Source organism: Pseudomonas sp. 9AZ (assembly GCF_902506525.1).
Lineage (GTDB): Bacteria > Pseudomonadota > Gammaproteobacteria > Pseudomonadales > Pseudomonadaceae > Aquipseudomonas > Aquipseudomonas peli.
In genome coordinates, this window is the sequence record NZ_LR733840.1 from 2,933,896 (window position 1) to 2,947,114 (window position 13,219).

The window sequence follows — 13,219 nt, forward strand, 5'->3', positions numbered from 1 at the left end:
CCAGGAAGATTACAGACTACGCAGCGCTTCGACTACCGCATCACCCATTGCCGCGGTGCCGACCTTGGTTGTACCCGCACTGAAGATATCGCCGGTACGCAGGCCCTGATCCAGCACGTTGCTTACGGCCAGCTCGATGGCATCAGCCGCCGCCGTTTGATTGAAGCTGTAACGCAGCATCATCGACACCGAGAGGATGGTCGCCAACGGGTTGGCAATGCCCTGCCCGGCGATATCCGGCGCGCTGCCGTGGCACGGTTCGTACATGCCCTTGTTGTTGGCGTCCAGCGACGCCGACGGCAGCATGCCGATGGAGCCAGTGAGCATGGAGGCCTCGTCCGAAAGAATGTCGCCGAACATGTTGTCGGTGACCATCACGTCAAACTGCTTCGGCGCGCGCACCAGCTGCATGGCGGCGTTGTCGACGTACATGTGGCTGAGTTCGACGTCCGGGTAGTCCTTGGCCACTTCAATGACCACGGCACGCCAGAGTTGGCTGGAGGCCAGCACGTTGGCCTTGTCCACCGAGCAGAGCTTCTTGCCACGCACGCGAGCCATGTCGAAGCCGACGCGGGCGATACGGCGGATTTCGCTCTCGCTGTACGGCAGGGTGTCGTAGGCCATGCGCTCGCCGTTTTCCAGCACTTTGCTTTCACGCGGCTGACCGAAATAGATGCCGCCCGTCAGCTCACGCACGATGAGGATATCCAGGCCAGCGACGATTTCGCGCTTGAGACTGGAGGCATCGGCCAGTTGCGGATAGAGAATCGCCGGACGCAGGTTGCCGAACAGCCCCAGCTGCGAGCGAATCTTCAGCAGGCCGCGCTCCGGACGGATCGCCGGGTCAATGGCGTCCCACTTCGGCCCGCCAACAGCGCCGAGCAGAATGGCATCGGCGGCCTTGGCGCGATCCAGCGTTTCATCGGCCAGCGGCACGCCATAACGGTCGATGGCCGCACCGCCGAGGTCATCGAAGCTCAGCTCGAAACCCAGGTTGTACTTATCGTTGGCCAGTTCCAGCACCTTGACCGCTTCGGCCATGATTTCCGGGCCAATACCGTCACCAGGGAGAATCAGAATCTGTTTGGACATGCTTTTCTCAACTCATTAAATCGGCAAGTGACACATGCACTCGCCCACTGATTACTTGATGGCGCCGAACAGCCAAGGGCTGCGCTGCTGATAGGTGGTTTCAAAGGTCTTAATCGCGTCGCTGTCCTGCAGGGTCAGGCCGATATCGTCCAGGCCATTGAGCAGGCAATGCTTGCGGAAGGCATCGACCTCGAAGCTGTACTGCACGCCATCCGGACGGGTCACGGTTTGCGCGGCCAGGTCGACGGTCAGCTGGTAGCCGACAGTGGCTTCCGCCTGCTGGAACAGCGCATCGACCTCGTCCTCTTTGAGGATGATCGGCAGCAGGCCGTTCTTGAAGCTGTTGTTAAAGAAGATATCGGCAAAGCTCGGCGCGATGATTGTGCGGAAGCCGTATTCTTCAAGCGCCCAAGGGGCGTGCTCACGACTGGAGCCGCAACCAAAGTTCTCCCGCGCCAGCAGCACGCTGGCACCTTGGTAACGCGCGAAGTTCAGTACGAACTCCTGATTCACCGGGCGCTTGGAGTTGTCCTGATTCGGCTGACCGACATCATGGTAGCGCCACTCATCGAACAGGTTCGGACCGAAGCCGGTGCGCTTGATCGACTTCAAGAACTGCTTGGGGATGATCTGGTCGGTGTCGACGTTGGCGCGATCAAGTGGAGCGACCAGGCCGGTGTGTTGGGTAAAGGCTTTCATCGTCAGCTCCTTAAGCCTGGATCAATTCGCGCACATCGATAAAACGACCAGTCACCGCCGCCGCAGCAGCCATCGCCGGGCTGACCAAGTGAGTACGCCCACCGGCGCCCTGACGGCCTTCGAAGTTACGGTTGGAGGTGGATGCGCAATGCTCACCACTGCCGAGTTTGTCCGGGTTCATCGCCAGGCACATCGAGCAGCCCGGCTCGCGCCATTCAAAACCGGCTTCGATAAAGATGTGGTGCAAACCTTCTTGTTCCGCCTGGGCTTTGACCAAGCCGGAGCCCGGCACCACCATTGCCTGCTTGATGGTGCTGGCGACCTTACGACCCTTGGCCACTTCAGCAGCGGCGCGCAGGTCTTCGATCCGCGAATTGGTGCAGGAGCCGATAAACACGCGATCCAGTTGGATATCGGTGATCGCTTGATTGGCCTGCAAGCCCATATATTTCAGGGCGCGGATGATCGAATCCTTCTTCACCGGGTCGCTTTCGGCAGCCGGGTCCGGCACGTTCTGGTCAACCGCCAGCACCATTTCCGGCGAAGTGCCCCAGCTGACTTGCGGCTTAATGTCTTCAGCGCGCAGCTCAACCACAGTGTCAAAATGCGCATCGGCGTCGGACACCAGATCCTGCCACTGCGCCACGGCGGCGGCCCAATCGGCGCCTTTCGGGGCAAATGGACGACCTTCGACATAGGCAATGGTTTTTTCATCCACCGCCACCAGGCCCACGCGGGCACCGGCTTCGATGGACATGTTGCAGATGGTCATGCGCCCTTCCAGCGACAAGTCGCGGATTGCGCTGCCAGCAAACTCCAACGCATGGCCGTTACCGCCGGCGGTGCCGATTTTGCCGATCACGGCCAGTACGATGTCTTTGGCGGTCACGCCGAACGGCAGCTTGCCTTCGACCAGCACCTGCATGTTCTTCATCTTCTTGGCCACCAGGCACTGGGTGGCGAGCACATGCTCGACCTCAGAGGTGCCAATGCCATGGGCCAGCGCACCGAAGGCGCCATGGGTCGAGGTATGCGAGTCGCCGCAGACCACGGTCATGCCCGGCAAAGTCGCGCCCTGCTCTGGGCCAACTACGTGAACGATGCCCTGGCGAATGTCGTTCATCTTGAATTCGAGAATGCCGAAGTCATCGCAGTTCTCATCCAAGGTTTGCACCTGAATGCGCGACACTTCATCAGCGATTGCTTCCAGGCCGCCCTGACGCTCGGCCTTGGTGGTCGGCACGTTGTGGTCCGGGGTGGCGATGTTGGCGTCGATGCGCCACGGTTTACGGCTGGCCAGACGCAAGCCCTCAAAGGCCTGGGGCGAGGTCACTTCGTGGAGGATATGCCGGTCGATGTAGATCAGCGACGAACCATCGTCGCGGCGCTTCACTTCGTGCATTTCCCAGAGCTTGTCGTACAGCGTTTTGCCGGCCATCCGCTATCCCTCATCAACCTGTTTCTATGCCTGGGCAAATAGCCCTTTGGCTTATGGGGTAATCCTATGGGCTTGAGTTAAATTACTCAAATTCATATTTTTCATCCAAAGGATTCCTCAATGGAATACAAGTAAACTTGAGCAGCGCAAATTGCGCTTCGCCCACTGCCAGGAAAAGCCGCATGGATCTCGCCACCCTCAATGCCTTTATTGCCATCGCCGAGCTGGGCAGCTTCTCCGAAGCGGCGGAACGCCTGCACCTTACCCAGCCGGCGGTGAGCAAACGCATCGCCAGCCTGGAGCAGCAGCTGAGTGTGCGCCTGTTCGATCGCCTGGGCCGCGAGGTCAGCCTGACCGAAGCCGGCCGCGCCTTACTGCCGCGGGCCTACCAGATACTCAATGTGCTGGATGATACGCGCCGTGCGCTGACCAATCTGAACGGCGAGATAAGCGGCCGCCTGACGCTTGCCACCAGCCACCATATCGGCCTGCACCGCCTGCCGCCGCTGCTACGCGCCTTTACCCGGGCGCACCCGCAGGTGGCACTGGATATCCAGTTCCTCGACTCCGAAGTGGCCTATGAAGAGGTGCTGCATGGTCGCGCTGAGCTGGCGGTGATCACCCTGGCTCCGGAAACCCGCGAGCCGGTGCATGCCGTGGCCGTGTGGGACGACACGCTGGATTTCGTCGCCGCTCCCGAGCACCCGCTGGCACGCAGCCAGGCGATCAGTCTGGCCGATGTAGCGCATCACCCGGCGGTATTTCCCGGTGGCAACACCTTTACCCACCACATTGTGCGACGCCTGTTTGAGGCCCAAGGGCTGACGCCGAATATCGCCATGAGCACCAACTACCTGGAAACCATCAAGATGATGGTTTCCATCGGCCTAGCCTGGAGCGTCCTACCGCGCACCATGCTCGATGATCAGGTCGCGCGCCTGCCATTACCGGGCATCCAGCTGACCCGTCAGCTGGGCTATATCAGCCACACTGAACGCACCCTTTCCAACGCCGCGCGGGCCTTTATGAACCTGCTGGATGCTCAGCGTGATGGCCTTGCAATGGCCAGCGACTAGGGGCTAACGTGGGCTTATAACGATAAGAAAGGTTTCTGCATGACTCAGCCCCGTAGCTCAGCCAGCGACCAGGAAACCCACGCATACAAAGGAAGAGTTGGTCGTGGCTAAATCCAGTGATCGCCGTCCGCCACTGCCGTTTATCCCGGCACTGGATCCTGCCGAATTCGAAAACGCCTGGAACGATGCCCCGCGCCTGTTGCGCGCCCTTAACGGCGCCAAACTGGGCACTTGGTACTGGGACATCGAAAGCGGCCGTGTCAGCTGGTCACGGGGCGCCCAGGCGCTTTTCGGCCTCGACCCTAAGCAACCGCTGGAAAAACGCATCGACTATATCGAGCTGATTCCCGAGGAAGACCGCCCAGATATTCTACGCCTGTTTGAACAACTGCTGGCCGGCAACCCCAGCAACCGTGCCTTCCGCCACCGTATTCGCTGGCCGGACGGCAGCTTGCACTGGCTGGAGATCAGCGGCAGCCTGCAACTGGACGCCGATGGTAAGCAGCGTGTCATTGGTGTCATCCGCGACATCAGCAACCAGCAAGCCCGCGAACAGGCACTGCGCAGCAGCGAGGAAAAGTTCGCCCAGGCCTTCAACTACAGCCCGGACGCGGTGGTTATCACGGAGAAATCCAGCGGCCGCTTTATCGAAATCAACGCAGGTTTCGAACGTCAATTCGGCTGGACCAGCGAACAGACCCTGGGCCGCACCTCGCTGGAAATGGGCATCTGGGCGTGCCTCAAAGATCGCCAACGGATGATGGGTGCAGTCAAAAGCAACACCCTCAACGGCCTGGAAGTACCGCTCTACCACCGCGATGGCAGTATTCGCCGGAATCTGCTGTTTGGCGGCGAAATTATCCTGGATGGCATTCCCTGCCTGGTTCTGTCGCTGCGTGACATTACCCAGCAACGCCAGCAGGAGCGCGATCTTCACGACAGCCAGGAGCGCCTGAATCTGGCCCTGGATTCGGCCGACCTCGGCACGTGGGACTGGCACATTCCCAGCAATATGCTGTTTGGCTCGGCGCGCGCCTCAAAGCTACACGGCTTGGAAGATGAGCCCTTCCATGATGATTTTCGCAAGTTCTTCAGCTGCGTCCCACTGGAAGATCGTCACGCCATGCGCAAGCACTTCAATAACTTGGCGCAGGGACTCACCGAGGATTACCAGGTCACCTACCGCGCGGTATACGGCAACAAGGAGGTGCATTACCTGGAAAGCACCGCCAAGCTCTACCGCGACGCAGACGGCAAGCCTGAACGCATGGCCGGCATCCTCATCGATATCAGCGAGCGTGTGCGCCGCGAACAACGCCTGGCCGCTTCTGAAGCCAAATTCGCCAACCTGTTCCAAGCCAGCCCTGACCCCGTCGCCCTGACCACCCTGCCGGACGGCGTGGCCATGGAAATCAACTCAAGCTTCAGCCAGGCCTTCGGCTGGCAGCCCGAGGAAATTATCGGCCGGCGCATGACCGAGCTGAACTTCTGGGCCAACCTCGACGTACGAAACGCGCTATACGACAAGCTCGAACGCGATAAGAGCCTGCATAACGAAGTGGCGGATTACCTCGATAAACAAGGACGCGTGATCACCTGCGTGGTGTCCACCAGACCCCTGCTGCTGAATAATCAACCCTGCATCCTTACCACCTTCCGTGACATCAGTGAACGGCAAAAAGCCCAAGCAGCGCTGCAAGCCAGCCAGGAGAAGTTCGCCCTGGCATTCCAATCAAGCCCGGACGCCATCACCATTACCGAACGCGACACTGCCCGCTACATTGAGGTAAATGAAGGCTTCTGCAGGCTAAACGGCTACAGCGCTGAAGAGGTCATTGGGCGTACGGCCCTAGAAATTAACGTGTGGGCCGATCCATCAGAACGCATCCAGATGCTAGATACGCTTAAACGCGACGGGCATGTGCGCCGCATGGAAATGCATGGAAGACACCGCGACGGCAGCATCAAAATGGTTGAGGTATCGGTAAATCCCATCCAGCTCAACAACATCCCCTGCCTGCTGCTCACCGCCCGCGATATCAGCGAGCTCAAGGAGGCCCAGGCTCAGGTGCAGCACCTGGCTTACCACGACTCGCTGACCAACCTGCCCAACCGTGCACTGCTGCTTGATCGCCTGACCCAGCAAATCGCTCTGCTCAAACGTCACGAACTGCGTGGCGCCCTGCTATTTATTGACCTGGACCACTTCAAACACATCAACGACTCACTCGGCCATCCCGTCGGCGATGCGGTGCTCAAGCTGGTGACGGCGCGCTTGGAATCCAGCGTACGTCAGGAAGACACGGTGGCACGCCTGGGTGGCGACGAGTTTGTCGTGCTGATTTCCGGCCTGGAAGGCAAGCGTTCAAAGGTCGTGCAACAGGTCCGCGCCCTGGCGGAAAAACTGCGCCACTTACTCGCCGAACCCATGCTGCTCGACGGCCACCAACTGCAAGTCACGCCCAGCATTGGCATCGCCCTGGTGCCTGACCACGGCGATACACCATCCGATGTGCTCAAGCGTGCGGATATCGCCCTGTACAGGGCCAAAGATTCGGGCCGCAACTGCATCCAACTGTTTCGCAACACCATGCAGAAGGCTGCCAGCGAGCGCCTGCGCCTGGAAAACGACCTGCGCCTGGCGCTCGCCCGGGGTGAATTCGAGTTGTACTTTCAGCCTCAGGTGGATGCACGGAACAACCAGATTATCGGGGCCGAAGCCCTCTTGCGCTGGATGCACCCAACCCTCGGGCCGCAGTCGCCGGCGCTGTTTATCCATGTGCTCGAAGAAAGCGGGCTGATTCTTGAAGTCGGCGCATGGGTACTTGCCGAAGCCTGCCACGCCTGCGCCCGCCTGATTGAGCAGGGCATGGTCAACGGCGCGCAGTTCAGCCTATGCGTCAACATCAGCCCTCGACAGTTCCGTCAGCATGACTTTGTTGACCGAGTAGAAAGCAGCCTGACCAACAGCCACCTGCCGCCGCAGATGCTCAAACTGGAAATCACCGAAGGCATCGTGATCCAGAACATCGACGACACCATCGCCAAGATGAACCGCCTCAAGCGCATCGGCGTGACCTTCGCCATGGACGATTTTGGCACCGGCTACAGCTCGCTGACCTACCTCAAGCGCCTGCCGGTGGATGTGCTGAAGATTGATCAGTCGTTCGTGCGCGACGCCACCCTGGATGCCAACGATGCCGAGATTATCCGCGCAATCGTCGCCATGGCTCGCAGCCTGGGCTTGGGCATGATTGCCGAAGGGGTTGAACAGGTCGATCAGTTGGAGTTTCTCCAGCAACAGGGCTGTCACCACTATCAGGGCTACCTGTTCAGCCGGCCGGTGCCACTGCAGCAGTTCCGCCAGATGCTGCACGACAACCGCATACCGGCGCCCCTGTAAAACAACAAGGGCACCCGCAGGTGCCCTTGTTGTTAACCGCAACGCTGCTTAGCTTTGCAGCACAGTGCGGCCAGCACCGATTGGAATGCGCTTGGCTTTTGCCTCTTCCGGCACGATACGCACCAGGTCGATATTCAGCAGGCCGTTGACCAGGCTGGCAGCCTTGACCTCGATATGGTCGGCCAAGCGGAACGACAGTTTGAAGGCGCGCTGAGCGATGCCCTGGTACAGGTATGTGACGTTCTCGGCGCTGGTATCGCGCTTGCCACCGCTAACGGTCAACACGCCGCGCTCGACCTGCAGCTCCAAATCGTCTTCTTGGAAGCCCGCAGCCGCAACCACGATGCGGTATTGATCGTCGGCATACTTCTCGACGTTATAGGGTGGATAGCTGCTACCTGCCTCGTTGCGCATGGCCGACTCGAACAGATCATTAAACCGGTCGAAGCCAACGGACTGACGGAACAGCGGTGTCATGGAAAATGCAGTGCTCATAAAAATCTCCTGAGGTTCAGCGAGTGAATAAGCGCAGGACCCGACTTCGGCATCCCACACCACTGAACATGTGGTGACTCAGAAAAATTTCAAGTGCTGCATGTATTGCACAGCGCCAGAGCGGCAGTAAGGGCTGGCAGATCGTCAGGCACTGGCCTGCTCGACGGGCTCTACCTCGGCAAACTGGATACCGAGCAAGCCATCAATGCGCAGACAGTCGTTTTCGCGGCGCAGCAGGTTGAACAGCTCGGTGGCTTCGGGGTAGCTGCGTGTCAGCATAGCCAACCACTGTTTGAGCCGACCCGGTGCGTAGCGTGGTGACATTTTGCGCCGCGCCTGCAGCCAGAAATCCGCAAGCAACGGCTGCAACTCAGCCCAACTCATGGCAACCACGTCCTGCCCTGCCCTGGCAGCGGCAATCTGCCGGGCCAAATCAGGACGCGCCACCAGGCCACGACCAAGCATGATGTCCTCAACCCCACTGACCTCACGGCAACGCCGCCAGTCATCCAGGGTCCAGATCTCGCCATTAGCAAATACCGGCACTTTCACCGCGTCCTGCACCCGCGCCACCCACTCCCAGTGTGCCGGCGGCTTGTAGCCTTCGACCTTGGTCCGCGCGTGCACAACGATCTGCGCCGCGCCGCCCTCGGCCAATGCCTCGGCGCACTCAAGGGCATAGTCCTTGTGATCAAAACCCAGGCGCATTTTCGCCGTGACCGGGATCGCGGCCGGCACCGCACGACGCACTTCACGGACGATGGCATGCAGCAGCTCAGGCTCTTTGAGCAATACCGCGCCGCCACGGGACTTGTTCACCGTCTTGGCCGGGCAGCCGAAGTTGAGGTCGATCACAGGCGCGCCGAGGGTGCAGGCAAACGCCGCGTTATCCGCCAGGCAGGCAGGATCGGAGCCGAGGAACTGCACACGCAGCGGCGTGCCGGCGGCCGTTTGCGCGTCGCAGAACAATTCGGGCGCGAGCTTCTCATAGGTGCTGACGGGCAATACCCGCTCGGTCACCCGGATAAATTCCGTCACACACCAATCGATGCCGCCCACCTGAGTGAGCACATCGCGAAGGATTTCGTCGACCAACCCCTCCATCGGGGCCAGGGCGATTTGCATAGGCAATCTCTTGAAAATGCGGTGCTGCGCTTCGGCTAAAAGTCGCAGGTAGAAAAACGCCGCGTAGTGTACGCGGCGTGATGGTGAAACGCTCAGGCATTAGCCCAACGGCGCGTCACAGTTCCATGGGAAATGGGGGTTGCAAAGCAGCGCCATAACCCTCAACAAACTCTGGCGGCATACGCTTGGGCTTACCACTGGACAGTTCGATGCAGACAAAGGTGGTTTTCGCGCGCAACAGGGTCATGCCATCTTCCGGGCGAATCAGCTGGAAGCGTCGGTCCATCTTCAGGCGCTGGTCGGACTCGACGATCCAGGTAGCCATCTGCAGCTGCTGGTCTTCGTAGGCGCTGGCCAGATAGTCGATCTCATGGCGCAGTACGGCCATAGCGCGGTCGAGGCGGCGATACTCAGCCAGGTCCAGCCCCAGAAACTGCGAATGGCGCCAGGCGCAGCGCTCCAACCAGCTGACGTAGACCGCATTATTGGCATGACCAAGGCCGTCGATATCCTCGGCCGTCACCTGAATATCAATGACAAAGGGATTGCTCAGCTCCCAGCTCATGCCGACTGCTCCAGGCTACCGGCCAAGGCGCGCGCCTCGGCAGCCAGCTGGGTAATCTGATCCCAGGCACGTGCGCGTACCAGGTTACTTGGCGCGATCCAGGTGCCGCCGACACAGGCCACGTTGGGCAAGCGCAGGAAGCCCAGCAGGTTATCCGGGGTTACCCCGCCGGTTGGGCAGAAGCGAATACCGGTAAACGGGCCTTTGAAACTCTTGAGCATCTTGATGCTGGTGGCGCCATCAGCCGGAAATAGCTTGAGCGAGCGGTAGCCGTATTCCAGCGCCAGCAGCACCTCGGACGGCGTCATCACACCCGGCAGATATGGCAGGCCTGAATCCTCTGCCGCCGCCGCCAGACGTTCAGTGCAGCCAGGGCTGACGGCAAACTGTGCACCGGCATCGCGGGCTTCGAGAAACTGCTCGGCGTGGATCACTGTTCCGGCGCCAATCAACAGGTCCGGCAGTTCCTTGCGCATCGCCGCCAGGGCATCCAATGCCCGCGGCGTGCGCAAGGTCACTTCCAGCACGCGGATGCCACCGGCGTGCAGCGCACGGGCCAGGTCCACCGCCAGGCTGATGTCTTCAATCACCAGCACCGGCAACACCGGGCGGGCCTGCTGCAGCACCACATCCATCGTCAGGCTCATGCCTTGCTCCCCGCTCTCAAATTCAATTGTCGCGTTCAGTCTTCAAACAGGCTGCTGGCGCCCTGCTCAGCCGAGCCGACCAGGCGGCGCTGCGCGGCGAACATTTCCAGACCATAGCCCAATTCCAGCTCGGTACTGGCAGATGCCAATGGCCGCGCGGCCAATTGCTGCTCAGTCAGTTCCACCTGCAGCAGACCATTTTGTGCATCCAGTACCAACCAATCACCGTCCTGCAGCCGCGCCAAGGGACCACCGGCTGCCGCCTCCGGGGTGACGTGCAAGGCAGTGGATACCTGCCCCGAAGCCCCAGACATGCGCCCATCGGTCACCAGGGCCACCCGCTGGCCGGCTTGCTGCAAATTGGCCAACAACGGCATCAGTTTGTGCAGCTCAGGCATGCCATTGGCTTGTGGGCCTTGGAAGCGCACCACCAGCACCAGGTCACCTTGTAGATCGCCGGCGCTGTAGGCCGCCTGCACAGCTGCTTCCGAATCGAAGATGCGCGCCTGGGCGCGGATGTGCCAGAACGCCGGATCCACCGCTGAGGTTTTCAGGATGGCGCGCCCCAGGTTGCCAGCCAGCAGCACCAGCCCGCCCTCCTCAGCAAAAGGCTCAGCCACGTGCCGAACAATATCCGGCGCCGGACTCTGTGCCGGTAGGTCACGCCAGGCCAGACGTTCGCCCTCCAGCCAGGGCTCGCGGGTATAGGCACGCAAACCATGTCCGGCAGCGGTGGCAACATCGTCATGCAGCAGGCCGACGTCGAGCAGTTCACGCAGCAACCAGGCCGGCCCACCGGCGGCCTGAAACTGATTCACGTCCGCCGCGCCATTCGGATAAACCCGCGCCAGCAGCGGCACCACCTTGGACAACGCGGCGAAATCATCCCAGCTCAGTTCATAGCCCGCTGCTCGAGCGATGGCCGGCAGGTGCAAGGTGTGATTGGTTGAGCCGCCGCTGGCAAGCAAAGCCACCACCGCATTGATCAGCGCCCGCGCATCAATCTGCTGACCGACCGGCAGATAGCGCTCGCCCTGGCGGCTGTTGTGCGCCACCAGCCGCGCGGCCTCATCGGTCATGGCATCGCGCAGCGGTGTATAGGGGTGAATAAAGGCGCTGCCCGGCACGTGCAGGCCCATGGCTTCCATCAGTAACTGATTGGTATTGGCCGTGCCGTAGAAGGTGCAGGTGCCGGCCTGGTGGTAGGCAGCCAACTCGGCAGCCAGCAGCTCATCACGACTGGCTTCGCCACGGGCATAACGCTGGCGGACTGCGGCTTTTTCCTTGTTCGGCAGCCCCGATTGCATGGGCCCGGCCGGCACGAATACGGCCGGCAGATGTCCGAAATGCAGCGCGCCAATCAGCAGGCCAGGGACGATCTTGTCACACACCCCCAAATACAGCGCGCCATCGAAAATACCGTGGGTCAACCCGATGCCAGCAGCCTGGGCAATCAGGTCGCGGGAGAACAGCGACAGTTGCATGCCGCCTTCGCCCTGAGTAATGCCATCGCACATGGCCGGCACCCCAGCCGCAAACTGCGAGGTCGCGCCGGCCTTGGCCAGCGCCACTTTCAGGCGCTCGGGATAGTCCCTGAGCGGCGCATGGGCCGAGAGTAGATCGTTGTAGCTGGAAATGATCGCGACATGCGGCGAGCCGCCCTGCTTCATGATCAGCCGCGCATCATCAGGCTGCGCCGCCAGGGCATGGGCCAGGTTGGAGCAGCCCAGGGCCTGATGTGCGGTGCGCGCGGCAGCCTGGGTCAGGCGCTGCAAATAACGCTCGCGGCGTTTGGCCGAGCGTTTTTCCAGTGCTGCGGTCACCTGCTCAACAACCGGATGCAACATGACTATTCCCTTTCTCGGTGAGGTACAGGCTTGCAGTGTAACGGCTTAGCCACTGCTCTAACGCAGCAGCGCCTATATGCAGCAGACCTCAACATGCTCTCAGGGTGCCCAGTAGATATTTACCGGCAACGGACTGCGCTGCAGCCAAGCATACAGCGGTAACTCGCGAGCCGAAGGTTGGTCCGCCAGCACGGCATCAATCAGCTCGCGCTTGCGCTCGCCGAACGCCAGCAAGCCGAGCCACTGGCCACGCTGCAGCATCGCCAGGTTCAGCGACAACCGCTCAAGCGGTGCTTGCGGCGCCAGAGCTGGCAAGGCTGCAGGTTGAGCTTGCGGATCCAGCGCAGCAGCCAGGCCGGGCATACCGGGAAACAGCGAGGCGATATGCGCGTCTTCACCCATGCCGAGCAACACAGCACTAAACGGCGGCCACTGCGCCAACTGCTCGCCCCAGCTCAATGCCGATTGTTCAAGCGTTGCGCCCTGACGTGGGTCAAGGCAATTAGCCTGCGGCAGCCCCTGATGCAACAACTGCCAATTACTTTCGGCCGCCTGCGATGGCACCCAGCGCTCATCACTGGGACTGAGATCAATCCGCTCGCTGTCCAACTGCTGCGCCAAGAGGGGCAATAAGGCCTGTGGGCTACTGCCGCCGGGTAGGATCAGACCGGCGCGAGGCAGCTGCCCCAGCGTGGCCCGAATCTGCGTTGACAGATCAGCAGCCAGCGCATGCAGACAAGCGTCGCGCTGAGCATAGCAATGCAACAAATTTTGGCTCATAAGCGACCCCGGAGAAGCTATCGGTATGTCATAAGGCCGCGTAATAATGCAC

The 13,219-nt window shown here is 60.8% G+C and carries 11 protein-coding genes; 2 read left to right on the plus strand and 9 right to left on the minus strand.

Going from position 1 to position 13,219, the window contains the following annotated elements:
• Window positions 1-9: 9 nt before the first annotated feature.
• Genes leuB through leuC form a run of 3 tightly spaced genes read right to left on the minus strand, consistent with a single transcriptional unit; the run spans window position 10 to window position 3,229 of the window.
• A complete protein-coding gene (gene leuB / locus ALTER154_RS13690; protein ID WP_160087873.1) occupies window positions 10-1,092 on the minus strand; it encodes a 3-isopropylmalate dehydrogenase in 1,083 nt (360 codons plus the stop codon).
• A 51-nt stretch (window positions 1,093-1,143) separates the two neighbouring features.
• Window positions 1,144-1,791: a 3-isopropylmalate dehydratase small subunit gene (leuD, locus tag ALTER154_RS13695; protein ID WP_160087874.1), complete on the minus strand. Its 648-nt coding sequence runs from the start codon at window positions 1,789-1,791 to the stop codon at window positions 1,144-1,146.
• 10 nt (window positions 1,792-1,801) lie between these two features.
• Entirely contained in the window at window positions 1,802-3,229 is a 1,428-nt protein-coding gene (gene leuC, locus ALTER154_RS13700; RefSeq protein ID WP_160087875.1) for a 3-isopropylmalate dehydratase large subunit, read from the minus strand.
• Between the two features lie 182 nt (window positions 3,230-3,411).
• Here leuC and ALTER154_RS13705 point away from each other — a divergent pair, with 182 nt between their 5' ends.
• Window positions 3,412-4,305 carry a LysR family transcriptional regulator gene (locus ALTER154_RS13705; protein ID WP_160087876.1) on the plus strand — a complete coding sequence of 298 codons (894 nt, stop codon included), beginning with the start codon at window positions 3,412-3,414 and terminating at the stop codon, window positions 4,303-4,305.
• Window positions 4,306-4,408: 103 nt separating this feature from the next.
• Window positions 4,409-7,708: a bifunctional diguanylate cyclase/phosphodiesterase gene (locus ALTER154_RS13710; protein WP_160087877.1), complete on the plus strand. Its 3,300-nt coding sequence runs from the start codon at window positions 4,409-4,411 to the stop codon at window positions 7,706-7,708.
• A gap of 48 nt (window positions 7,709-7,756) precedes the next feature.
• Here ALTER154_RS13710 and ALTER154_RS13715 read toward each other — a convergent pair whose 3' ends face one another.
• From ALTER154_RS13715 to ALTER154_RS13740, 6 genes are all read right to left on the minus strand, one after another.
• Complete coding sequence (locus tag ALTER154_RS13715) at window positions 7,757-8,203, minus strand: Hsp20 family protein (RefSeq protein WP_090252221.1); 447 nt, start codon at window positions 8,201-8,203, stop codon at window positions 7,757-7,759.
• Window positions 8,204-8,347: 144 nt separating this feature from the next.
• Complete coding sequence (locus ALTER154_RS13720) at window positions 8,348-9,328, minus strand: tRNA-dihydrouridine synthase (protein WP_160087878.1); 981 nt, start codon at window positions 9,326-9,328, stop codon at window positions 8,348-8,350.
• Between the two features lie 115 nt (window positions 9,329-9,443).
• Complete coding sequence (locus ALTER154_RS13725) at window positions 9,444-9,893, minus strand: thioesterase family protein (protein WP_090252215.1); 450 nt, start codon at window positions 9,891-9,893, stop codon at window positions 9,444-9,446.
• Complete coding sequence (locus tag ALTER154_RS13730) at window positions 9,890-10,540, minus strand: bifunctional 4-hydroxy-2-oxoglutarate aldolase/2-dehydro-3-deoxy-phosphogluconate aldolase (RefSeq protein ID WP_090252212.1); 651 nt, start codon at window positions 10,538-10,540, stop codon at window positions 9,890-9,892. The genes ALTER154_RS13725 and ALTER154_RS13730 overlap by 4 nt, the downstream gene beginning before the upstream one ends.
• A 35-nt stretch (window positions 10,541-10,575) precedes the next feature.
• Window positions 10,576-12,384, minus strand: a complete 1,809-nt coding sequence (edd, locus tag ALTER154_RS13735) for a phosphogluconate dehydratase (RefSeq protein ID WP_218585100.1) — start codon at window positions 12,382-12,384, stop codon at window positions 10,576-10,578.
• A gap of 102 nt (window positions 12,385-12,486) precedes the next feature.
• Entirely contained in the window at window positions 12,487-13,167 is a 681-nt protein-coding gene (locus ALTER154_RS13740) for a 6-phosphogluconolactonase (RefSeq protein WP_160087880.1), read from the minus strand.
• Window positions 13,168-13,219: the final 52 nt, after the last annotated feature.

Excerpts from the sequence above, each read along its gene's own strand:
- leuB (WP_160087873.1), bottom strand. The coding sequence starts at position 1,092 with ATGTCCAAACAGATTCTGATTCTCCCTGGTGACGGTATTGGCCCGGAA.
- leuD (WP_160087874.1), bottom strand. The coding sequence starts at position 1,791 with ATGAAAGCCTTTACCCAACACACCGGCCTGGTCGCTCCACTTGATCGC.
- leuC (WP_160087875.1), bottom strand. The coding sequence starts at position 3,229 with ATGGCCGGCAAAACGCTGTACGACAAGCTCTGGGAAATGCACGAAGTG.
- ALTER154_RS13705 (WP_160087876.1), top strand. The coding sequence starts at position 3,412 with ATGGATCTCGCCACCCTCAATGCCTTTATTGCCATCGCCGAGCTGGGC.
- ALTER154_RS13715 (WP_090252221.1), bottom strand. The coding sequence starts at position 8,203 with ATGAGCACTGCATTTTCCATGACACCGCTGTTCCGTCAGTCCGTTGGC.
- ALTER154_RS13720 (WP_160087878.1), bottom strand. The coding sequence starts at position 9,328 with ATGCAAATCGCCCTGGCCCCGATGGAGGGGTTGGTCGACGAAATCCTT.
- ALTER154_RS13725 (WP_090252215.1), bottom strand. The coding sequence starts at position 9,893 with ATGAGCTGGGAGCTGAGCAATCCCTTTGTCATTGATATTCAGGTGACG.
- ALTER154_RS13730 (WP_090252212.1), bottom strand. The coding sequence starts at position 10,540 with ATGAGCCTGACGATGGATGTGGTGCTGCAGCAGGCCCGCCCGGTGTTG.
- ALTER154_RS13740 (WP_160087880.1), bottom strand. The coding sequence starts at position 13,167 with ATGAGCCAAAATTTGTTGCATTGCTATGCTCAGCGCGACGCTTGTCTG.